Raw genomic sequence first — 22,541 nt, 5'->3', positions numbered from 1 at the left:
CCACCGTGCACGACACCATCCCGGCCCCCGCGCAGGCCGACTGCCTAACCGCTTTCGGAGCCCTTCGCGGCGGCGCCGACCCGGACAGCGAGACGACCCTTGAGCTCGGGGAGGGCTGCAACCGCTATCCGCCCTCCCCGGACCTCGCCCGGTACCTCTCCGCCCTGCTCGATCGCTTCATCCGCGACGGAACCCTCTCGGCGTACGCCGGCCGTAGCCGGGCGGGCGCCCGGGCGGCGATGGCCGAACTCCTCGGCAGCCACCTGAACATGAGGCTGGACCCGTCCGACATCTTTTTCACCCGCGGCGGCACCGAGGCCATCAGCCTGACCATCGCGCATCTCGCCGAGACCGGCCACGGCCTCGTCCTCCCGCTGCCGAACTACTACGCGTTCGACCAGTGCGCTGTCCGCTGGGGTGCCCCGGTGACCGGCTACTACCGGTATGACGGCACCCTCTACTCGACCGGCATGCCCCCGGCCCCGCGCACCTGCCTCGTGGAAGTCCTCCCCAACGGCGTCACCGGCGCCCGCCACGCTCTGCCCGACCGAGCCGAACCGGACTTCACAGTCCTCGACGTCCCCTTCCAGATCGGGGCCGAAGGCCCGCAGCCCGCCGCGATACTCCGCGACCGAGCTCACGGCATCGACCTGAGCAGGGCCGCGCTGATCCTCACCGCCTCCAAGGACCTCTCCCTGCCCGGGCTGCGCGCAGCCGTAGTTGTCACCCGCAGCAAGGCATTGCTGCAGCACCTGGCCCGCGACCGGTTCGAGCGGATGGCCATGAGCGGCGACCCCGTCGGCGAGGTCGTCATGCTCTTCTACGCCTCCCTCCTCACCGTGATGGAGGCACCCGTCGAGCAGACGTCCAAGCTCGTCCAGATCGCCCAGGACAGCATCCGTCGAGCAGGGCTTGCAGAACTCCCCGAGGAGGGGATCTACCGCCGTGTCCGCGACCACCTGAACGACATGGCCGAACGCTTCCGCGGCAACGCTCACGCACTCGACGGCCCGGGATCCCCCGTGCGGCGCATCCCGGGCATGGAGCCAGCCGCGGGCTACTCCGCGTTCGCCGGACTCAGCATCCCCCAAGAGGACTTCCTGCCCTGGGTGGTGCGGTGCGGGAGAGCGGGGCTGCGGCTCAACCCGACGGTCGTCCACGGCGGGACCTCCGCTGCCTGGGAGGCGCTGTATCCGGGCGGTCAGCTCCTGCGGCTCAACCTCTCGGAGAGCCCGGCCACTTTCCAGCGGGGCCTGGACATGATCCGCCACCACACGTGCCGTCCTACTCCGGCCCCCGGTCTGCGGGAGGACCGCGCAAGCCCCTGATCGGGTGCCGCATGGCGCCAACCACTCGAACGTGTGGATTCAAAAGCGACCAGGCAGGCGGCCCTTGCCTTGTACGCCAGGACCGCATTCACGTTCGAGATATTCGCCCGTCTGAGGCCGTTACGGCCCCGGATTCGGGGCGTTCTTAGAGCACCAGTACCAACCGGCACACCCAGACGGAGGACGCATCATGAACGCTGAGCCCACTCCCACTCATCGCCCCGGATTCGAACACCGGCGGCGGTTGTCGCTCGTCATCCAGCTCTGCGGCCTCCAGCAGTCCGACGTCTCCGCGCGCCGAGCAGCACGACTGGATACGAGGTGGGGGGTATGAGCAGCGGCAGTGATGCAGACGCCATCCGCCCGGGGGCGGTGCCCGGTCCGCGCGCTGCGGAGCTTCCGCTGCCGCCCACCGCCGTGCCCGGCGGGCAGCACGACGGTGACATCGCCGACGGCCTGGAGGAGGCGTACTGGTCCGTGTACGACGGTGCCGCGTCGAAGGCCACGGTGGGGCAGATTCTCGCGCGGCTGCCTCGGATCGTGCGCCAGATCGGCCAACTGGCCTGGAACACGGACCGGGCCGCGACCATCGCGGTGGTGGTCCTGCAGCTGGCGTCGGCCGCGATGATGGCGTTCGGGCTCATGGCCTCGGTGGCGGTGCTGGGGGAGCTGTTCGCCGAGGGGCCGACCCCGGACCGGGTGTGGGCGGCCATCCCTCAACTCCTGGTCGTGGTCGGGTTCCTGTCCGCGCGTGCGCTCCTGGAGGCGGGCGTCGCTGTCGCGCAGGCCAGGGTGACGCCGAAGATCCGTACCGCATTGGAGACGGATTTCCTCACCCTGACCGCTCATGTGCGGCTGGAGGTCGTCGACGACGCGGACTGGCACGACGAGGCCTACCGGGCCAATGACAGGGGTCTGTTCTACGCCCGGCAGATCGTCGGCCAGGTGGTCTCCCTGGCCGCGGCACTCCTCGGGCTTGTGGGCACCGCCGGCGTCTTGGGTGTCCTCCACCCGGCCTTGCTGCCGCTGCTCCTGCTGTCGGTGCTGCCGGTCGGCGCGGCGGCCGTGCGCAGCGCCCGGGCGCGCTTCCACTCCTTCAAGCGGTGGAACACGTTGCAACGCAGGGTGCGAATCTTCTCCTGGTTGCTGTTGGAGCGGGATGCAGCGGCCGAGCTTCGCTCGGACACGGCTCAGGGTGCGCTGCTGGATGAGCACTACCGGCTGACGACCCGGATTGCCGAGGAGGACACCCGCCTGGGCGTGAGTTCGGCCGGGCTGACCCTGGCGGGCCGGGCGGTCGGCGGGATCGGCACCGGCATCACCTACACGGCGCTCGGCGCCATGCTGATCGCGGGCTGGCTGCCGCTTGCCGCCGGCGCGGGCGCGGTACTCGCCATCCAGGCTGCCCAGTCCTCGCTGACCCGGCTCGTTGACGTGTCCCACCTGGTCTACGAGCACGCCATGTGGGTGGACGACCTCCTGGCCTTCCAGGAACGCTGCCGCACTCTCCAGCCGCGCCGCAGCGGACAGCGCGCCCCCGAGACGGTGAAGACCGTCACCTTGGACAACGTGTCCTTCACCTACCCGGGCAAGGACACCCCAGCGTTGAACGGCATCTCCATGACCCTGCACGCAGGGCAGACGGTCGCATTCGTGGGCGTCAACGGCAGCGGCAAGTCCACTTGCGCACGGCTGCTCGCCGGGCTGTACGAACCCCAGGGCGGGGGCACGGTCTGCTGGGACGGCGTGAGCGTGTTGGACATGGACGCCGAGTCGCTGCAGACCCGTGTGGGTTGCGTGCTCCAGGACCCGGTCCGGTTCCCGTTCAGCGCGCTGGCCAACTTGACCATCTCCCGGGGCACCCTCACCGAGGCCGACCCGCAGCGGGCGCTGGACGCCGCGCGGGCCTCCGGCGCCGAGCAGGTCATCGCCGGGCTGCCCGGCCGGTGGGAGGCGCTGCTGTCCAAGCGGTTCCGCGGCGGCCAGGAACTGTCCGCCGGCCAGTGGGCGAAGATCGCCGTCGCCCGCGGGCTGTACAAGAACGCCCCCGTCCTTCTGCTGGACGAACCGACCGCCAGCATGGACCCCCGCGCCGAGCACGCCGTGTACGAGGCGGTCCTGCGAGACAACCCACGCCCCGATCAGATCACGGTGCTGATCTCCCACCGCCTGGCGAGCGTCGTCGGCTGCGACCGGATCTTCGTCTTCGACGGCGGCCGCATCACCGAGAGCGGCACCCACCAGGAGCTGATGCGCCTCGGCGGCGACTACGCCGCCATGTTCACCCTCCAGGCCGCCGGCTACCGCGCCGAGGCTGGGGAGGCGGCGTGATGCCCGACCACGCACAGCCCCGTCCCGCGTCGGCCGACGTATGGCCGGAGCGCTTTACCGACCATCGCCACGGCACCAACTGCCCCATGTGCACCAACGACTTCGCGGCCGACGACATCGGCTGGGGCCTTCTGGTCCGGCGCGGGGAGGTCAGCAACGCCTACCTATGGCGCAGCGGCCAGGTCCGCGGGTACGCCGTCGTGATCTACACCGGTCGGCATGTTGCCGAGCCCACCGAGCTGGACGAGGGGGAGGCGGCGGCGTTCTGGCGGGACGTCCTTGCCCTGGGCCGGGCGGTGGAGGCGCTCTACGAGCCGCTGAAGATGAACTACCTGCTGCTGGGGAACCAGATCCCGCACGCCCACTGGCACTGCGTTCCGCGACGCGAAGCCGGAACGGACCCGGCGCCGGGCGGCCCGCTGCCCTTTGCGGCGCTCGATCTCGGACGGCAGGACGAGGAGCAGCTGCAGGCGGATGCCCGAGCACTGCGCCAGTTGCTGCCTCCCACCAGTCGGCCGGGGGTGCGGCGATGAACGGCGCCGAGTCGGACGTGATGGTCGTGGCGGGGATCCTGACGCTGTTCTACCGGATCGTCCCGACCGTGGTCGGCGAAGGCCCTGCGGGGACCGCGACCCGCAACTACGTGGCCCGGGACAGCGACGGAGCCCGGTGGTTCGTGAAGGCCTACCCGACGGGCACTGATCTGGACGCGGAACGCCAGGCGCTCGAGCTCGGCCAGTTCGCGAGGCTCGGCCGGATCCCGGTTCCGGTAGTGCGCAAGACCCTGGACGGTGACCTCATCGCGGCCGCCAGCGGCATGGCGGTGTCGGTCGCGGCGTACATCGAGGACGCGGAGACGGCCGAGGGCGGCCTGTCCGGCGACCGGTGGGTCGCGGTGGGCGAGACCGTCGGGCGCCTGCACCGGACCCTGGCCCGGCACCCGGCCGGACCTCCGCGCCGCGTGCCCGCCCGGGAAGTCTGCGATGTGAAACGGGCCCGGCAGCGCCTTGACCGGCTGCTCGCCCTCTTCGCCAAGAGGCCGCCCACCTTGGGGTTTCCCGCCTGGGCACGCGAGACCGCCGCCCGACGGCTCGACGCGCTGCCCGCCGTGGCCGCCTTGGTCAAGGGGCTGCCGACGACGTTGACGGTGCAGACCGTCCACGGCGACCTGGCCTCGCCCAATCTGCTCCTGCGGGGACAGCGGGTCGCGGCATTGATCGACTTCCGGCCGCCCGGTCACCGCAGCCCCGCCTGGGAGCTTGGGCGGATCGTCCTGGACCCGCGGACCGTCCTGGCGCAGCCGCAGTGGCCCACCGGCCTCGCTGAAGCTGTCGCTGCCTACCGGGCAGCCAACCCGGCGCTGCCGGCCGAAGAACTCCTCGCCGTACCCCGCCTCGCCGCCGGGTACCTGGCGTGCACGGTGTATCCCCTGTCCGAGGCCGTCGATGACCCGGCCGCCGTCACCCCCGAACTCGAGGCGTACGGCCGCAACCGGCAGGCGGCCATGGGCGAGCTGTGCGAGCGCCTGCCGGAAGCCGAGGAGGTGCTCCATGACCTCCTCCGCTGACCCCTCCTCCGGCGTTCAGCCGTCGCTGTGGCGGCACCATAACTTCCGCCGCTACCTGACCGGGCAGGCAGCCAGCGTGACCGGCAGCTCGATCAGCAGCATGGTGATCCCCGTGCTGGCGGTACTCGAACTGGACGCGACCACCGCCGAGGTCGCCTGGCTTACCTTTCTGGTCCAACTGCCGCCCGCACTGCTGGCGTTGCATGCCGGGGCTCTCGCCGACCGCCACTCCAAACGGACGCAGATGATCGCCGGCGACCTGGTCAGCGCCGCCGCGCTGGCCAGCGTGCCGGTGGTGGCCGCTCTGGACCGGCTGTCCCTTACCCAGCTGATGCTGGTCGCGGCCGTGCAGGGCGCGGCGGGTGTGCTGCACGATGCCGCCGCGATCAGTCTCCTGCCCAGCCTGGTCGACCGGTCCCTGCTCCAGCGGAGCAACAGCCGCATCGGCGGGCTCTTCGCCGTCGCCGCCACCGCGGGCAGCAACCTCGGCGCCGCCCTGACCGCGCTCCTCGGCCCGGCTCGGGCGCTTCTCGGAGACGTCCTGTCCTACCTCGTCAGCGCCTGGTGCACCGCCCGCATCCAGGCCCCCGAAAGCCCCCGGCCGTCAGCGGAGGGCCGCCGGCTGCACACCGAGATCGCTGAGGGCCTGCGCTACGTGAACGACGACCACCGGCTGCGCACCTTGACCCTCGTCAACGCGACGACATCGTTCGCCCTGGCGCTCCTCAATACCTTGTGGGCGCTGTACCTGCTCCGGTCAATCGCGATGAGCGCGACCGCCTTCGGGGTGGTCCTGGGCATCGGAGCCCTGGGCGCGGCGGCCGGGGCTCTGGCCGCGCCCAGGCTCGCGGCCCGGTACGGGCCCGGGCCGATGATGCTCGGCGCGCTCGCGATCACCCCGCTCACCCAGATCCCTCTGCTCCTCGCCTCCCCTGGCCTCCTCTGGCAGTTCGCAATCGGTGGTGCGCTGTTTCTTCAGCTGGCCTGTGCCGCGGCCGCGGGGACGACCCAGCGCACCATTCGCCAGGTCGTCACCGCCCACGGCATGCAAGCCCGGATGCAGGCCGTGAGTACCTGGCTCACCTCCGGTGCACGGCCGGTAGCCGCGCTCCTCGCCGGCGGGCTCGGCACCTGGATCGGCGTGCGCCCCACCCTGGTCGCTGGCACCTGCCTCCTCCTCGTCCCCCTCATGGTTCTCTACCGCTCCCCGCTGCGCAGCCTGCTGGACATGCCCAGCGCGCCCGCCGTGGCTGCTACTTCAGCCGAGTCCGTCACACCTCCCACGCCGTCGGGGCCGACCGTCCCCCATCCCGCAGTCGCCGCGGATGTGCGGCACGACCGCTCCTCGGAAGGCGGCCCGTGAACACGAACCCGGACACGGCCCTTGGCCCCGAGCCGTCATCGACGAGCCCGCCGCCAGGCGCGCCCCTGCCTCCCAGCCCATACATCCCGTCCCACACGTCCCGAGGTGATCACGTGCCGCCCTCCCGCTCTGATATCCGCGCGACCATCGAGACCTATCTCAGCCGGCATGCCGAAGAACGACAGCCCTTGGAAGGGCTGCTGGCTGTCCTCGACGGCGCCGAGGAGCCGTCCAGCCGCGCCACGCTGCCCGGACACGTGACCTGCAGCGCCGTGGTCATCGACCGCGACCGCCGGGTACTCCACATTGGCCATCGGGTGACAGGGCTGCTCCTTTGCCCCGGCGGCCACGTTGAGGCGGGTGACCGTACGCTCCTGGCCGCTGCCGTGCGCGAGGTGTGCGAAGAGGCCGGGCTCCGCCCCGGCGACCTGTCCCTGACCCCGCAGTTCCTCGACGAGCCGATCGACGTGGACGTGCACGACATCGACGCCAACCCGGCCAAGGGCGAGCCAGCTCACCAGCACTTCGATATCCGCTTCGCGTTCTACCTCACCGCCGAGCAACCGCCTGCGCTTGCGCTGCAGGACGAGGAAGTCGCCGGAGCCCAGTGGCTCCCGTACGCCGACGTGCGCTCCCCGACGCTGCGTGCCAAGCTCCTGGACGCCGAGGCGGACGGCCTCGACGGGCGCCCGGAGCCCGTCAGCGCCAACGCCCTGATCCACGACGGAGCCGGCCGGTACCTCCTTCATCTACGCGATGACCGGGAGGGCATGTGGGAGCCCTGGGTCCTGGCCCTCGTGGGAGGCAAACGGTCGCGGGACGATGCCAGCCTCGAGGCGACACTGCGACGTGAGCTTGCCGAGGAGGTGCCGGGTCTGGAGCCGACGGAACTGGTGCCGTTCGCCGTCCAGGAGGCGACGAGCGTCGACGGCCTTGCCGTGCCCATGAGCGTCTACGCCGGGCGCTGGAGCGGTGATGCCGAGGCGGTCGATCTCGGCGAAGGTGTCCTGCTGAAGTGGTTCACCGTCGACACCCTCGACCGGCTCCGGCTCAGCCCCGGACTCGGAGACCTGATCCGCCGCCACGCGGCCGAACATCCCACCGTGGAAGAGCCTCCGGCCGATGCTCGTCCTCTGCCCGGCGAGGCCCCGGCCGGGACCGTGCTGCACGTTGTCGGCGTCCACCTCCACCTGGAGCACGAGGGCAAGGTCCTGCTGGGGCTGCGGCACCCGGACTCGGCGTACGCGGGCGGATCATGGCACGCCCTCGCCGGACACCTGGAAGCGGAGGCGGCGACCGCCGGTCTTGCCCGCGAGGCGTTCGAGGAGGCCGGGCTGGTCATCGATCCGGCCGACCTCGAGCTCGTCCACACCGTGCACACGGTGGACCGGCCCGGAGCCCCGCCGAGAATCCAGCTCTTCTTCCGCCCCCGCCACTGGGAAGGCACCCCCGAGGAACGCGAACCCGACCGGTGTCTCGCCTGGCAGTGGTGGGACGCGAAGGACCTGCCGGAGCCGATCGTCCCCTACACGCGCGTCGCGATCGAGGGCATCCGAGCCGGCCGCCCCTACAGCGAGCTGGGATGGTCCCGGTGAGCGGCTTCGCGGCGATCGGCGCCGCCTACGCCGCCCCTTCGCGCGGCGCGCGCGGCCGCCTGCCGCAGGCGTCTGGGGCCCGCCGCCTGACCGCCATGCCCGCAGCGCCGGCGCCCTGCCATTCGCCGCGTCAGGAAGAGGACGGTCATGTCCGCTGACCTGTCCACCCCGACAGGTGCCCGCCGCGCCGCGATGGTGGAGCGCCTGGAGGCCGACGGCGTGCTGACCGATGTCCGGCTGCGCGAGGCGCTGCTGTCGGTGCCGCTGGAGGTGCTGCTTCCCCACGCGTACGTACGGGTGAGCGATCCGGGCGTCGAGCCGATCGAGTGGCGCCTGCTCGACGGCGCGCACCCGGATGACCGGGCCGAGTGGCTCGACCTGGTCCACAGCGGCGAGTCGGTCCTGCTCCAGCGCGACGGGGAGCAGCTCGATGCGCTCGTACGCGGGCCGGTGACCGGCGGGCACATGACGTCGATGTCGACCTACGGCCAGGCCACCGTCGAAGCGCTTCAGACGCTGCAGCTGGGTCCTGGGCAGCGGTACCTGGAGCTCGGTCCGGGCCCGGGAGTCTCTCTCGCGCTCGCCGCTGCCGTCACCGGTCCCCGCCTCGCCGTCGGCGTCGAACGGGACGGTCGCATGGCCGCCTTCGCCCAGCACAACCTCGGCCGGCTCGGTCTGGGTGCGACGGTCGTGGAGGGTGATGCTCTTGACGGGCACCCGGCGGGAGGAGTGTTCGACCGGATTCATTCCGGCATCGGCGTGCCCTGCGTCCCGTCGGCGTGGGTGGAGCAGCTCGCGCCCGGTGGGCGGCTGCTGACGACGCTCACCACCCGCACCCCGAGCTGGCCCGGACAGCTCCTGACCACCCGTACCGGGGCCGGCGAGATCGAGGCAGTGCTGCGAGGGCGGCCGCGTGGATACCGGCCCATGCTCGGCTACCGGTGGCTCGACGCGGCGCCGATGCGGCCCCGGATCAAGGCGGAACCCGGCGTACTGCGACCGACCCGGCTCGCGCCGCCGCCGGATGACGCGTACGGCTTCTGGCTCGCGGCCGCATATCTGGCGCCCGGGCTCGTCCGCGACTTCCAGGCCGAGACGATGACGATCGCCGCCCCCGACGAGGACTCCTGGGCGGTCGCCGGGCCCGGCGAGGACACCGTCCGCGTCCACGGGCCCCGGGACGTGTGGGCCGAGCTCGAGGACGTGCACGCCCGCTGGGTCCTGGCCGGACGGCCCGACAGGTACCGGGTGACCGTGCCGGAAGGCGGCGGGCCACAGCACGTCGCCTCCGGCACCGACCCGGGCGCCCTGAACTGGGTCCTGCCTCCGCTCGTGCCGGTGCCCCACCAACCCGCCGCCCCCTGCCCGACCGAGCACCACACGGAGAAAGCCCTGTGAGCCTCTTCCACGCCACGGCGGACGCCTACAGTCGGCACCGCCCCGGCCTCCCCGACGAAGTTGCCCACCTGCTCGCCGGCACCGTGCACGGCATCCGTCGCCCGGCTCTGCTCGATCTGGGCACCGGAACGGGCCAAGTGCCGGCCGCCCTGCTGCCTGTCCTGCCGCAGCTCGCCCGCCTGGACCTGGTGGGTACCGACCGGGACTTGCTCCACCAGGCCGATCTCGCCCTCCGCCCTCTTCTCGCCGGCCGGGCCGCCGCCTTCCATCCCGTCCGGGCCGAGGAGTTCACCGCGCCCGAGGCCGGATACCGGGCTGATCTGGTCACCTGCGCGCGGGCCTTCCACTGGATGGACCGCCCGGCCGTCCTGGCCATGGCCGACCGTGTCACCGCCCCCGGCGCCACGCTGGCGATCATGGGCGACGGTAGCCCCTGGACCCACACGGCGCCGTGGACCGTCGCGCTGCGAGAGCTGATCCAGTCATACCTCGGCGCCGAACGCCGCGCCGGAACCACTGGGACCTACGCGGAGCCGGGCCGCCGGTACGAAGACGACCTGGCCGACTCCCCGTTCAGCGACGTCGAAGAGCACCATTTCCCGCTCCGCCGCGTGTGGACCCCGGACAAGGTGATCGGCTACCTGCGCAGCACCAGCTTCGCCCACCCCGACCTCTTCGGCGAGCGGCATCCCCGGTTCGAGACCCAGGCCCGGGCCCTGTTGGAACAGCACGCGGCGACGAAGGACGGGCTTGTCGAGGACGGGGTGTTCGATGTCCTGCTCGCCTGCCGACCGGGAGGTGCCCGGTGAGCGGCGGCGAGCGGCACTCGGTGCCGGTGGACGTGCACTTGATCGCTGTCCGCGAGGGGGAGAAGGGGCCGGAGGTGCTGCTGTCGAGGCGGGCCGGCACCGTCTACGCCGCGGGGCACTGGCACTTCCCCTCCGGCCACGTCGACGGTCCTTTCGAAGACGTCGTCACCGCGCTCGTGCGCGAGGCGTACGAGGAGACGGGCCTGGTGGTGGATCCGGACGACGTGCGGGCCGCGGTCACCGTCCACCACAGGGCGCCGGTCGGGAGCGCGCGGGTCGGGTTCTTCTTTGAGGTCCGCCGCTGGTCCGGGACGCCGGACGTCAGGGAGCCCAAGGTGTGCGATGCCATGGGCTGGTTTGCGTTCGACGCTCTGCCGGAGCCGATGGTCGCCTACTGCCGCGCGGGGCTGGAGGCCTATCGGGCTGGCGTTCCCGTGGCGGTGCACTTCCAGGAGCCGGGCGATCCGGTCGGGCACGCCCCGGCTGTCGACCGGATCCGCCTCATTCCCGCCCCGGGCCCCGATGAGCCGCAGCCTGGGCGGGAGGTGCGGGAGTTCGCCGAGCGTGCGGTAGGCCGGATCACTGCCTGGACGGACGTGTCCTGGGCACGTGAGGAGAGCCGCGTATGGCGGGCGCGCGGCACCGAGGGCGGCACCTGGTACGTCAAGACCCACCAGAACGACCGCTTTCACCAGCGTGAAGTGGCCGCGCTCCGGGGCTGGGTGCCCGGCATCGGTCCGGCGGCGCCTCGCCTGGTGGCCGCCGACGAGCAGTTGCGGGCCGTGGTGCTCACCGCGGTGGTTGGCCGGTCCCTGCACGGCGCCCGGTACGCGCCCGAGCAGCAGCGCCACATCTTCCACCGCATCGGGCAGCTCGCGGCCGCCATCCACACCAGCGCCCCACCGCGCCCGGCCGCCAGCACCCTGCCCCTGGGGAAGCTGGAACGGCACCTGAATGGCGCCCGGCCTCACCTCGCGGCCGGGGACGAGGAGTTCATCCGCACCACCGCTGAGAAGGCCGCCGGCCTGCCCGCCCCGGATGTGGTGCCCACACACGGTGACTTCCAGTACCGCAATCTGCGCTGGGACGAGGCCGCCGATGTCCTTTACGTGATCGATTTCGAGCGGTCAGAGGAGGGCCCGGCGATCAGGGACTTCGTGAGGCTGTCCGATGCCTGGCACGGCCGCCCCGACCTCCTGGCCGCCGTAACGGATGGCTACGGCCGCCCTTTCACCCCGGACGAAGAGGCCCAGCTCACGGTCCTGTCCGTCCTGGATGCCGTCTCCGGCATCTCCTACGGCGCCGCCCACGACGATCCCGAGCTCGTCGAGCGCGGCCGGCGCACGCTGGCCCGGCTCCGCGCCGTACAACGCCCCTGAACACCACCACGCCTACGTACGAGGAGCAGCACGTTGACGTACACCGCCCGCGATGAGTGGGAGCAGCACTTCAGCGACGGCCGGGGGTTCCGGCAGGTCGGTGAGCGGGAGCGGGAGCTCCTCGCCGAGCACACCTCCGCCCCGGATGGCGGCGGCCGGGCGCTCGACGTGGGCTGCGGCGCCGGCGAGCTGGCCGCCTACCTCGCGTCGCTCGGCTACACCGTGGACGCGTGCGACTTCACGGACAGCGCGCTCGCCCGGGCCCGCGAGGAGCACGCCGACGTCGAGGGTGTGCGCTGGCTGCACCTGGACATCGAGCGCGACGACCCTGCCCCGCTGCATGAAGAGGGGTATGACCTGATCACGCTCCGCCTGATGTACCCGTTCGTACAGGACAGGGGGCGCGTCCTTCACAGGCTGGGTGAGCGGCTGAGGGACGGCGGCGCTCTCGTCATCATCACCCCGGTGGCGGAGACAACGCCCGAGGAGCGGCGCGGCATCGCCTTGGACGAGGACGAGATCGCCGTGCTCGCCGCCGGATGGGAGACGGTGGAACGGCTGGACGCGGACGGCCTGGCCGTCCTGGTCCTGCGCGGCCCCTGCCACGCCGATACGAGGGCCGTCGAGAAGCGGCCGACCACCGCCCATGCCCTGACCGGCGCCCTCGCGGTCGTCACCGACGACGCTGGCCGGGTCCTGCTCGGCCGGTCCCGCCGCGGCATGCTCGAACTGCCCGGCGGCAAAACCTGCGGCCCGGAGGACTTCGCCGCCGCGGCGGTCCGCGAGCTCGCTGAGGAGACGGGCCTGGTCGCCGACCCGGCGGATGCGTACGTGGTGACGACGCTGGTCGACGACAGCCACGGCATCCCGAGGCTCACGGCCGTCGTCCGGATCACCGCGTGGACGGGAACCCTGATCAACGCGGAGGCGGACAAGTTCGACCGCTGGGAGTTCTTCGACCTGCACGCTCTCGCCTGTGCCGGGGACGTCTTCGTCCCGGCCGCACTCGCGATCGACAGCGTGTGGCCCGGCGTCATCCCGGACCTGCCGCCTGTGGTCTCCTACCCGCTCGCCACCGATCGGCCGCCCGTGCCGGGCGAGCCGGATGAGGCCGCCCGGCTGCGCCAGGCGATGGCCCAGACGGTCATCGACGGAGGCTGGGCCCTGTCCGAGCCCGTCCGCGACGCGCTGCGGACCGTGCCCCGCCATCGTTTCGCCCCGGAAGTGAACCTGGCGGCCGCGTACGACGGCGGCGACCGGGCCGTCATCACCAGACGTGACGAGGCCGGGACGGCCATCAGCTCGGTGTCCGCGGCCTGGCTCCAGGCCGACATGATCGAGAGCCTGCGTCTTCGGCCGGGTGCGATCGTGTTCGAGGCGGGATCCGGTGGCTACAACGCCGAGCTGATCGCCCACGTCGCCGGGCCCGACGGGCGTGTGGTGAGCGTCGACATCGACCCGTGGGTCGTACGCCGCACCCGCGCCTTCCTCATGGAGGCCGGCAGCGGACGCGTCACCGCCGTCGAAGCCGACGCAGCCCTCGGCGCACCCGCCCACCTCGTGCCGCGCGGCGGCTTCGACGGCAGCGTGATCACCTACAACTGTTGGGGCATCTCTCCGGCCTGGCGCGAGCAGCTGGCCGAAGGCGGGCGCCTGGTCATGCCGCTGGAGATGGGCGGTTACACCCGGGCGATCGAGTTCGAGCGGCGTGGCGAGCTGTTGCACGCCCGCCGCTTCACCTACTGCGGTTTTGTCCGGGACCAGGGGCAGCAGGCCCGCCCGGCCCCGGTCGTGCCCTTGTTCGGGGCGGCGCTGACACTGCGCTTCGACGACGGTTCCCCCACCGACACGAAGGGCCTGGAGGAGGCGCTGCGCGGGCGGCGGCACGAGGTCGCGACCGGCGTGACCATGGGGGCGGCGAACTCCTACTTCGGCTCCCTGCAGCTGTACGCGGCCACCACCCTCCCGGCCTTCTGCCGCCTGCACGCCCATCAGGACCCGGAGGAGGGGGTGACCGGCATCGCGAAGGATCGCGACGCCCCCGCGATCGTCGGCGAGGCCTCGCTCGCCTACCTAATCCACGTCCAGACCAAGGACGGCGACCGCCCGGAGCACAAGGAGTGGGAGTGGGTCGCCCATGCCTTCGGCGAGCAGGGGCCCGTGCTCGCCGAGCGGCTGGTGGCCACGGTCCGGGCCTGGGACCGCCACGTGCGCGCCGACGACAACGACCAGCACGCCGATCCCGTCCTGACGGTCTACCCGGCCGGGACGCCCGACGATCTGCTGCCCGCTGGGGATGTTCTGGACAAGGAGCACTGCCGCCTGGTGTTCCGGTGGCCTGGGCGTGACGCGCTGCTGTCCCGCCCCGTTGGGCGCCTGGGGGCCGGCGTCGTGACGGAGGGGGTGTGACGGTGGAACCGGCGGTACGCGAGGCGGTGTTCACTGCGCCGACGGAGCGCGGTGACCAGGAACGGATGCGGCGCGCGCACGCGGCTGCCGCGCGACACTTCCAGGTGTCGGGGTCGGGGCCGGAGGTGTGGGGGTGGCAGGGCCGCACCCTGGGGCGCCGGGCCGGGGACTGCTGGCTGCGGGTCGTTTCCGCCGCGCCGGACAAGGCAGGCGGACGGTTGTGGGAGGGCACGGCGGCCGCGGACACGCTGGTGCCGCGGTCGGTCCCACGGCCGCGGCTTCGCGGCGTCCTCGACTGGACCGCGTCGGACGCCGCCTACCGGGCCGATCTCACCGAGTACGTGCCCGTCCCACCCGTCACCAGCGGCGGTCCCGCCCTCGCCCAGGACATCGCGCTGCCCGCCACCTGGTGGTCGGACCTGAAGAGCGCCCTCGGCACACTGGCGACGGTGCCCACCGACCGGGAATCCGTACGGCAGGGCTGGGTCGACCGGAACTTCCGCCGCTTCCTCGGCATCGACCCGGTGCGGATCCGCGAGATGACGACCGGGCACGCCGATCTGCACTGGGCGAACCTCACCCGCGCCCCCCTGGTCCTGCTCGACTGGGAGAACTGGGGACGCCTGCCCTTCGGCTACGACATCGGCCTCCTCCACGCGTACACGCTCGCCGCGCCCGCGACCGCCGCCCGGATCCGGCGCGAGTTCGCCCACGTCCTGAACACGGACGCCGGCCGGACCGGCGAACTGGTCGCGCTCGCCCAGCTCCTCCAGGCGTGCGCCCGAGGCGTCCACCCCACCCTCGCCCCTCTCATCACCCGCCGGGCCGAGCACCTCACCGGCACCCCCGTACCCGCTCCCTGACCCGACCCGGCTGCCGCCGGTGTGGAGGAACCCGTGCCCGACCCGCGTATCGACGTCGTCGTGCTGACGATGAACGACAGGCCGTCCGAGGAAGCCGCAGCCCAGGAGACCCTCCTCGCGCAGACCGGTGTCGATGTGCGGGTGTGCGTGGTCGGCAACGGATGCGAGCCCGAAGCCGTGCCGCCCGGCGCGCTCACCGTCCGCCTGCCACAGAACATCGGCATCCCGGGCGGACGCAACGCCGGTGCCGACGCCCTCGGCCGGGAACCCGATCCGGCCCAGTGGTTGTTCTTCCTCGACAACGACGCCACCTTCCCCCGAACCGACGTCCTCGCCCGACTCATCACCGAAGCCCAGCAGCACCCACGTGCCGCATACGTACAACCGAGACTGACCGGACCAGACGATGTGACCACGCCGCGCCGGTGGGTCCCCCGGCTGCGCGCGAGCAGTCCGGAGCGGCCCGGCACGATCACCACGATGACCGAGGGCGTCGTACTCGTGCGCCGAGAAGCGTTCGACGCGGTCGGAGGGTGGCCAGCCGAGTTCTTTCTGTACCACGAGGGGCTCCAGTTGGCGTGGCGGTGCTGGTCTGCCGGGTGGACAGGCTGGTACGCCGCCGGGATCCGGATGCACCACCCGCTCACATCTCCTACTCGGCACGCGCTGTTCCACCGGCTCGCCGCCCGCAACCGGATCTGGGTCGCCTACCGCAGCCTCCCCGCTCCGCTCATCCCGCTCTACCTCGCCGTGTGGGCCGCGATCACCGTGGCCCGGGCCGTGCGCGTCGGCGGGCTGAGCGAGACGCTGGCCGGAACGCGCGAGGGCTGGACGACCCGCCGCGCCCTGGAGCGGCGCCCGATGAGCTGGCGCACAGTGTGGCGGCTGGCCGCCACGGGGCGCCCGCCCGTCATCTGACCTGCACGAGCATGAGCCAACCGAAAGGCGTGACCTGTGAGTTCTTCTCCACCGTCGCTGATGGTCGTGTTCGCACACCCGGACGACGAATCCCTCCTCGCCGGCGGAGTCCTCGCCCAGCACGCCGTCGCCGGCGCCCGCACCGCGGTCGTCACCGCCACCTGGACCGCCGACAGCCACCGCGCCCCCGAACTCGCGAACGCCCTTATCTCCCTGGGCGCCGGCACGCCGCGCCTGCTCGGCTACGCCGACGCGCGCAACCCCGACTCAGCACCCGACGGCGCCGTACGCCTCGTCGACGCGCCCCTCGACGAGGCCGTCGGCCGCCTCGTCGCACACATCCGGCAGTTCCAGCCCGATCTCGTCGTCGGCCACGGCGCCTTGGGCCAGCTGACCGGGCACCCGGACCACCGGCGCACCCACCAGATCACGCTCCTCGCCGTTGAAGCCGCCGGCCTGCCGCACCTGTATCCGGACGCGGGCGAGCCGTGGCAACCCGCCGCCTTCTACGCAGCCACCCACCCTCAGTCCGGGATCGCCGACCTCGGTCCGCTGCTCAGCAGGGTCGGTAAGACCCTGCTGACCATGCCCGACGAGTACGTGACCGCCGCCGTGGACGTGACGGCCTGGCTCGACAGCAAATGGGCCGCCATCAGCGCACACCTCAGCCAGCTCCACGGCGAGCGGCCGCTTCCCGCGCTGTTGTCCCGTGCCGACGCCAGGCGACGGAACCGCATCCTCGCCACCGAGTACTTCACCCGTCTCGGCCTCCCGCGCTGGGGCCCGGTCGCCTCAGCACTCACGGCCGTTCCACCCGGACCTCGGTGAACCCGCTTCACGACCCGACCAGCGGCATCGGCCCCGGGCCGATGCAGACAGACAAGGAGCCCCATGCCTAGTTCACCCCACCACTCCGGCCTGACAGCCCCTCCCGCCACCCCGAGCACCCCGCCGGGTAACACGAACCCGGCCGTCGATGCACCGGGCACAGCCGTCGCGCTCAGGACCGGACGCTGCCAGTGCGAGCACATCGTGTACCAGGTGCACGGGGCCCCGGACGATCCGCACACCTGCTTCCCTGATGATTGAGTGAGTTCAAGGGACTCACAGGGGTGGCAGATGGACGAGTGGTGGCTGGTGTTCGTGCCGGATCCGGAGCAGTGGGGGCCGCTGCCGGAGGAGGGAGTGCTGGGGGTCCGCGACTTGCCAGCAGCCTTGGACGCGGTGGGGCTTCGGCCGGGCGATCCGGTTTTTGTACGGCCTGATTTCGTGGTCGATCCCGAGCTCCTGGAGTTCGTGCTCTCCCCGGAATTTCGTCCTCTAGAGCGGGAAACTCGGCGGAATTACGCAGTGGATATCAGGCTGTTGCTGACTTGGTTGTGGCGACGCGGGATCCCATGGCGGCAGGCGACCGAGGGCGACTTGCGCGCGTACAGGGAATTCCGGTGTGACTCGCCGCTCAACCCAAGCCGAATCAGCGGGGCGAAGTGGGATCGGGAAGCGTCGGCTTTCACACGACTCTACCGGTGGGCGAAGGTCACCCCGCTGCCGGTGGACAGCCAGCGCCGGACAGACCGCGCAGCGGACGCCCGCAGCTCGCGAGTGTCGTGGCTGACACCGCGAACCTGGGGTCTCTGGCAGGACGTGGGCCTTCGCGGCCTCCGTCCCGACGGGACACCGGTGCCGGGCTGGGACGGGCGGACTGAGCTTCGGAACACCTCGTTCGTCGGGTTCACGCTGAGCTCGGGACTGAGGAGGCAGGAATCTGGCGCCATCTTGACGTTCGAAGTGCCGTCCCGCCCGCTGCGCTCGGGCCGCTACTGCCACGGGCAGGTGGCCCGGGCGTTGTCCCGGTCGAAGCGAGACCGGACCTTCTACGCGTCGGTCGACTCACTGCGCCAGGTCAGCGCCTACGCGGAGTCGGAGAGGGCCTGGGCGGTCGCACGGGCCCAGGCCCAGGGACGCTACGAGAAGTTGCCGCTGATGCGGCTGATCACGAAGGTCACGACGGGCCGCGCCCCCACGGTCCACTGGGTCGACCGCGACGGCGTCCAAGGCCGACGTGACCTGAACCTGCTCGACTGGCGCGAGCGGCAGTGGCTGTTCGTCGAGGGACCACAGGGCCCGGAGCCGGCATGGCTGTGGCTGACCGAGCAGGGACTGCCCATGCTGCCGGGCCGCTGGAACACCGTGTTCCGGCAGGCCAACCAACGCTGCGAACAGGTCCTGCTGACCCCGGCGGAGCGCGAGACGCCCCGGCTGCTGCGGGTCGCGGAGATCCGCGGGAAGGTACCGTACGCGACGCCCCATTCCATGCGGCACTCGATGGCGCTCTACATGTTGATCCTGCTCAACGAGTTGATGGACAAGAAATACGGGCTGACCGCTGCGGACCGGCGCGACTTCGCCCAGCTCTACGGCGACCCGTGGTGGCTGGTGAAGACCCTGTTGGGGCACAAGGACGTTGAGACGACGAAGGAGCACTACCTCAACCCGGTCATGCATCTGCAGCTGGAGTCGATCCTCGCCTTCGACACCGAGGACGAGCACGACAAGACGGACGAGACGAAGGATCTAAACGGTCTGTTCGCCCGGCTGGCCCGGGAGACCTCCGGGATCCAGGACGTCGAGCTGCTGGTCGACGCCCTGTCCGTCGCGGCGGCGTCGTGAGCGGGCGGGGACGCAAGGCCGTCCTGCCGCCGCCGGACTTCCAGGCAACCGAGCGGATAGCCGCCGACGGACTGCAGGTCACCGTGGTGAACAAGGAAGGCTTCGAGCGCGTCTTCGACTTCGCCGCGATCGCCGTGCCCCAGCCGATGCGCTGCTCCCTTGCGCGCGCGTTCGCGGCGCAGTCCATGGGGTGGAACAGCCACGCGAGCGGTGAGTCGTATTGGCGATCTATCGAGGTCTTCGCCCGGTTCCTCAAGGGCCAGGGCCAGCCGGCCGAGGATCTGGGGGATCTCACCTCTGCCACGCTCCGGCTCTGGCGCAACAATCACAAGGACACCCCCGGCGGGCGGGAGGCGCTGGGCAAGATGCGTACGCTGCTGAAGCGCGAGCCGCGGCTGGCGCAGGGCCTGGCTGCAGAGGAACTGGCCCGCCCTGTTCCGAAGAAGGGCAAGCCGTCCAAGCAGTCCTACCGGCCGTCGGAACGCGACCAGGTGCTGCTGGCCGCCGAACGGCAGTTCCGGGCCGCGCTGCTGCGGATCCGGGAGAACACCGTGCTGCTCGCCCGCTACCGGGCGGGTGTACTGGAGCCGGACATCCGTGACTGGAGAATCGGGGCGGTCCTCGAGCACATCGCCGGCACGGGCGAACTGCCCGGATACCCGGACAAGGACGGGAAGGTCTACACCCGAGCCGAGCGGCTCCTGCGCGGAAAGAACGGCGGGAAGACCACAGATCGGCTGTTCCTGAGCCGGGCAGAACTGACGGCCCTGGCCGTGATGATGACGGACCGCTACGGCTGGAATCTGTCGGTCTACGACCGTCTGCATGTGCCCGTCACCACCCCGTCCGCGGGAGAGACCGCCACGGTCACCTACGAGGTCCTGGTGGAGAAGCGCCGCTCGGGCGAGGGGCGCTGGTTCGACACGGAGAACTACACCGACTCCGGCGCGGACTCGCCGGGCCGGCTCATCACCCAGGCCCTGGAAGCCACGCAGCACGGGCGAGCCCTGGCCGCCTCCCTGTCACCGGGCCACGACCTGCTGATGGTCGCCCGCAACCGGCGCCGTACTGACGTGGACTCCAATCTGGACCGGCCCCGGAACGTCGGCCCGCTGTGCTTCGGAGTGTCCAAGGCCGATGCACGAGTATGGGCGAGAAGTCACAAGATCGGCTCGCCCTTCCAACGCGCCCGCAGGACCACCGTCACGACCACGGGCAAGCCGCTGCAGCACAAACGTGGCACCCACGAGAGCGTCTACGTCCTGCCCGACGAGAACGTCCAGGAGGCCGCCGTGGACGTGATCGCGGCCGGCGCCGAGGAAGCCCTCGAACAGGCCCGCGACTACACCTTCAAGGGGCGCCTCGCGGACGCGGCCGGCGCGACCCACCAGGAGACCGCGACCGCGGACTGCGCGGACGAGGAGACCAGCCCCTGGCCGGACCCCAGCGGCGGCTGCGGCGCCGACTTCCTGCTCTGCCTGTCCTGCGAGAACTCCCGGGTCCACACCGGCCACCACCCGCGCCTCGCGCTCCTGCGCCGCCAGTTGGTCTCACTCCGCTCCAGCTGGCCGGAGAAACTCTGGCGAAAGCGATGGGATGAACACCTCCAGCGACTCGATGACCTGCGGACAAAGGTCAACGAGAGCACCTGGGACGCCGCTCTGACCCGGATCACCGACCGCGACCAAATGATCGTCGACCACCTACTCAAGGGAGACCTCGCCCCGTGACGACAGCTCTGACCCTCGAGGCCGATCCCTACATCCTTCCCCTGCCGGGGCCGGAGAGCCCAGTGGTCCTGGACCGGTGGATCAGCGCCGGCAACACCCACCCCAACTCCCGCTACAGCGACGACGTCTGGTCGATGGGACCGCTGACCGACAATCCCGGGGACAGCCTCCACAAGATCAATCTGAGGAGGTGCCCCGCCTCCCTGCGGAGCGAGTTCAGGCGCCTCATCTGGGTCCTGATCAACGGCGAGCTGCGTCCCACCTACGTGCAGGAACGGGGCTTTCAGAACCGGTCACGCGACGGCGTGATCAGCATGCGCGACAACATCCTGCAGTGGTTGAAGTTCGCGCGCTGGCTCGACCGGCAAGAGGTGTCCCAGGTCAGCGACTGCACGGTGGAGCACTGGAAGGCGTACGCCGCCAAGATCGCCAGCAGCGGCTGCACGCGCGTTCATTCCCAGACGGTTCTTAACTGGCTCTCGGACCTGTGGGCCTTCGACCAGCTGTCCGTTAGCCCCTGCGGCATTACGCAGCCGCCCTGGGAGAGCGAGGGCGTCGACGACTACCTGCCGGCCGCGACCGGGGAGGCGGGCGGGGAGAACAAAACTGAGCCGCTGGACCCGACCGTGATCGGCCCCTTGCTGACGTGGTCGATCCGCTTGGTCGAGGACTTCTCCGGCGACATCCTGGCCGCCTGGGCCGAGCGCGGCCGCATGCACGCCCGCGTGAAGGCCACCCCGAGCACCCGAGGGGGCCTGGCTGCCGTCAAGAACTACCTGCAGCCGCTGCTCGATTCCGGGGCCCTCTTGCCCGCCACCGTGAGCCGAAAGCACGGCATCACCCTGGCCCACCACTACGTCGCCGCGGTCACGGGAGCCAGCTGGAACCAGGTCCACGACTTCTCTACTCGGCGCGGGCTCCGCGCTCTCGTCGCCCGGCGGCCCGGCCCCAGCCCGATGCAGGTGCCGGTGACGGGCCGGATCGAGGGGCGCCCCTGGCGCGAGTTCATGGACTACGAGGAGACGCCGATCCTGGTACGGCACCTGGCCACGGCCGCCGCCATCGTGATCCTGTACTTGACCGGGATGCGCCCCCAGGAGGCCCAATCGCTGCGGTCTGGCTGCTGCCCCGATCCGGAAGCCAACGAGGACGGCTCCATGCCGCGGCATCTGATCCGCTCCCACCACTACAAGAACGTCCGCGACTCCGACGGCCACCACATCTCCGCTGGTGAGGAGCGCGCAGTCCCGTGGGTCGCGATCACGCCGGTGGTAAACGCCATCCGGGTGCTGGAGCGGATCGTCCCCGAGGGCGAGCTGTTGTTGAGTTCCACCCATCACGACGTCGTCAGCCAGCGCAAGCACCACGGTGCGTTGAAGCGCAGCAGTCTGGGTCGGCGCGTCGAGGCCCTCGTCTCGTGGATCAACCAGGAGGCCATCGCCCAGGGCCTGCCCGCCCAACAGGTGCCGCCGGACCCGCACGGCAACCTTGGACTGAGCCGTCTGCGCCGCACGCTCGCCTGGCACATCGCCCGCCGGCCCGGCGGCCTGGTCGCGCTCGCCATCCAGTACGGCCACATGCGCACTGCCCTGGACGCCCGCACCTCCACCGGCTACGGCAGCCGCGCCCGTCGGGGGTTCCACGGGGAGCTCGACGTCGAGACCACTCTCGCTGCCGCGCAGACCGCAGCGCGGCTGCGCGACGCCGCGGCGGCCGGCGAGAAGATCTCCGGTCCCGCCGCTCGACGGGCTCTCATCGGAGCAACCTCGATCCCCAGCTTCGAAGGCGCCCTGACCACCCCGAAGGCCGCCGCCAAGTTCCTCGCGCGCGACGGCCTCGTACTCTTCGACAACCCCGACGCGTTCCTCCTCTGCGCCTTCAAGCGCGACACCGCCCTGTGCGACCCGGATCCCGGGGCGACAGCACCCAACCAGTTCGCCTGCCAGCTCGGCTGCGGCAACGCGATCCGCACCGACAGCCACGCGCAGGCCGCGCGGGAGCACGCTGATCGGCTCGATGCGCGGGCAGCCCTCGTGCCCCAGCCCTTGGGTGACCGGCTTCGCCTGACCGCCGGCCGCTTCCGCGCTCTCGCCGACACCCACGAAGCCACCGCCCAGACCGCTGAGGAGGCCATCGCGTGACCCCACAGCCCCGGCCCGACAACGAACGGACCCGCATCCG

At 71.4% G+C, this 22,541-nt stretch carries 16 protein-coding genes; all 16 read left to right on the top strand.

Features of this window, described 5'->3' with window-relative positions; translation table 11 throughout:
* The first annotated feature begins 5 nt into the window (after positions 1-5).
* The 16 genes from AC0693_RS31530 (at position 6) to AC0693_RS31455 (ending at position 22,501) form a co-directional block, all read left to right on the top strand.
* Positions 6-1,328, top strand: a complete 1,323-nt coding sequence (locus AC0693_RS31530) for an aminotransferase class I/II-fold pyridoxal phosphate-dependent enzyme (protein ID WP_478803612.1) — start codon at positions 6-8, stop codon at positions 1,326-1,328.
* 330 nt (positions 1,329-1,658) lie between these two features.
* A complete protein-coding gene (locus AC0693_RS31525) occupies positions 1,659-3,659 on the top strand; it encodes an ATP-binding cassette domain-containing protein (RefSeq protein ID WP_478803611.1) in 2,001 nt (666 codons plus the stop codon).
* Between the two features lie 86 nt (positions 3,660-3,745).
* On the top strand, positions 3,746-4,192 hold the full coding sequence (locus tag AC0693_RS31520; protein ID WP_478803610.1) for an HIT family protein: 447 nt from the start codon (positions 3,746-3,748) through the stop codon (positions 4,190-4,192).
* Positions 4,189-5,226 (top strand): phosphotransferase enzyme family protein, encoded by a 1,038-nt coding sequence (locus AC0693_RS31515; protein WP_478803609.1) that lies wholly within the window; start codon positions 4,189-4,191, stop codon positions 5,224-5,226. The genes AC0693_RS31520 and AC0693_RS31515 overlap by 4 nt, the downstream gene beginning before the upstream one ends.
* Positions 5,210-6,589 (top strand): MFS transporter, encoded by a 1,380-nt coding sequence (locus tag AC0693_RS31510; protein WP_478803608.1) that lies wholly within the window; start codon positions 5,210-5,212, stop codon positions 6,587-6,589. The genes AC0693_RS31515 and AC0693_RS31510 overlap by 17 nt, the downstream gene beginning before the upstream one ends.
* A gap of 113 nt (positions 6,590-6,702) precedes the next feature.
* Positions 6,703-8,184 carry an NUDIX domain-containing protein gene (locus AC0693_RS31505; RefSeq protein WP_478803607.1) on the top strand — a complete coding sequence of 494 codons (1,482 nt, stop codon included), beginning with the start codon at positions 6,703-6,705 and terminating at the stop codon, positions 8,182-8,184.
* A gap of 147 nt (positions 8,185-8,331) precedes the next feature.
* Entirely contained in the window at positions 8,332-9,582 is a 1,251-nt protein-coding gene (locus AC0693_RS31500) for a protein-L-isoaspartate O-methyltransferase family protein (protein ID WP_478803606.1), read from the top strand.
* The gene (locus tag AC0693_RS31495) at positions 9,579-10,391 is read left to right on the top strand and encodes a class I SAM-dependent methyltransferase (RefSeq protein WP_478803605.1); all 813 of its coding nucleotides are present in this window, start codon (positions 9,579-9,581) and stop codon (positions 10,389-10,391) included. The genes AC0693_RS31500 and AC0693_RS31495 overlap by 4 nt, the downstream gene beginning before the upstream one ends.
* The gene (locus tag AC0693_RS31490) at positions 10,388-11,770 is read left to right on the top strand and encodes a phosphotransferase (protein WP_478803604.1); all 1,383 of its coding nucleotides are present in this window, start codon (positions 10,388-10,390) and stop codon (positions 11,768-11,770) included. Before AC0693_RS31495 ends, AC0693_RS31490 begins: the two co-directional genes overlap by 4 nt.
* Positions 11,771-11,803: 33 nt before the next feature.
* Entirely contained in the window at positions 11,804-14,179 is a 2,376-nt protein-coding gene (gene fxlM / locus AC0693_RS31485; RefSeq protein WP_478803603.1) for a methyltransferase, FxLD system, read from the top strand.
* Complete coding sequence (locus tag AC0693_RS31480; RefSeq protein WP_478803602.1) at positions 14,176-15,042, top strand: hypothetical protein; 867 nt, start codon at positions 14,176-14,178, stop codon at positions 15,040-15,042. Before fxlM ends, AC0693_RS31480 begins: the two co-directional genes overlap by 4 nt.
* 33 nt (positions 15,043-15,075) lie before the next feature.
* Positions 15,076-15,960: a glycosyltransferase family 2 protein gene (locus AC0693_RS31475; RefSeq protein WP_478803601.1), complete on the top strand. Its 885-nt coding sequence runs from the start codon at positions 15,076-15,078 to the stop codon at positions 15,958-15,960.
* 60 nt (positions 15,961-16,020) lie between these two features.
* Complete coding sequence (locus tag AC0693_RS31470; RefSeq protein WP_478803754.1) at positions 16,021-16,788, top strand: PIG-L deacetylase family protein; 768 nt, start codon at positions 16,021-16,023, stop codon at positions 16,786-16,788.
* Positions 16,789-17,736: 948 nt separating this feature from the next.
* Positions 17,737-18,630, top strand: a complete 894-nt coding sequence (locus AC0693_RS31465; RefSeq protein ID WP_478803600.1) for a hypothetical protein — start codon at positions 17,737-17,739, stop codon at positions 18,628-18,630.
* Positions 18,627-20,360: a hypothetical protein gene (locus AC0693_RS31460; protein WP_478803599.1), complete on the top strand. Its 1,734-nt coding sequence runs from the start codon at positions 18,627-18,629 to the stop codon at positions 20,358-20,360. The genes AC0693_RS31465 and AC0693_RS31460 overlap by 4 nt, the downstream gene beginning before the upstream one ends.
* Positions 20,357-22,501: an integrase gene (locus AC0693_RS31455; RefSeq protein WP_478803598.1), complete on the top strand. Its 2,145-nt coding sequence runs from the start codon at positions 20,357-20,359 to the stop codon at positions 22,499-22,501. The genes AC0693_RS31460 and AC0693_RS31455 overlap by 4 nt, the downstream gene beginning before the upstream one ends.
* The last annotated feature ends 40 nt before the right edge of the window (positions 22,502-22,541 follow it).

It is taken from the genome of Streptomyces sp. NPDC043876 (genome assembly GCF_056435825.1).
This window is presented reverse-complemented; position numbering and strand designations above follow the sequence as displayed.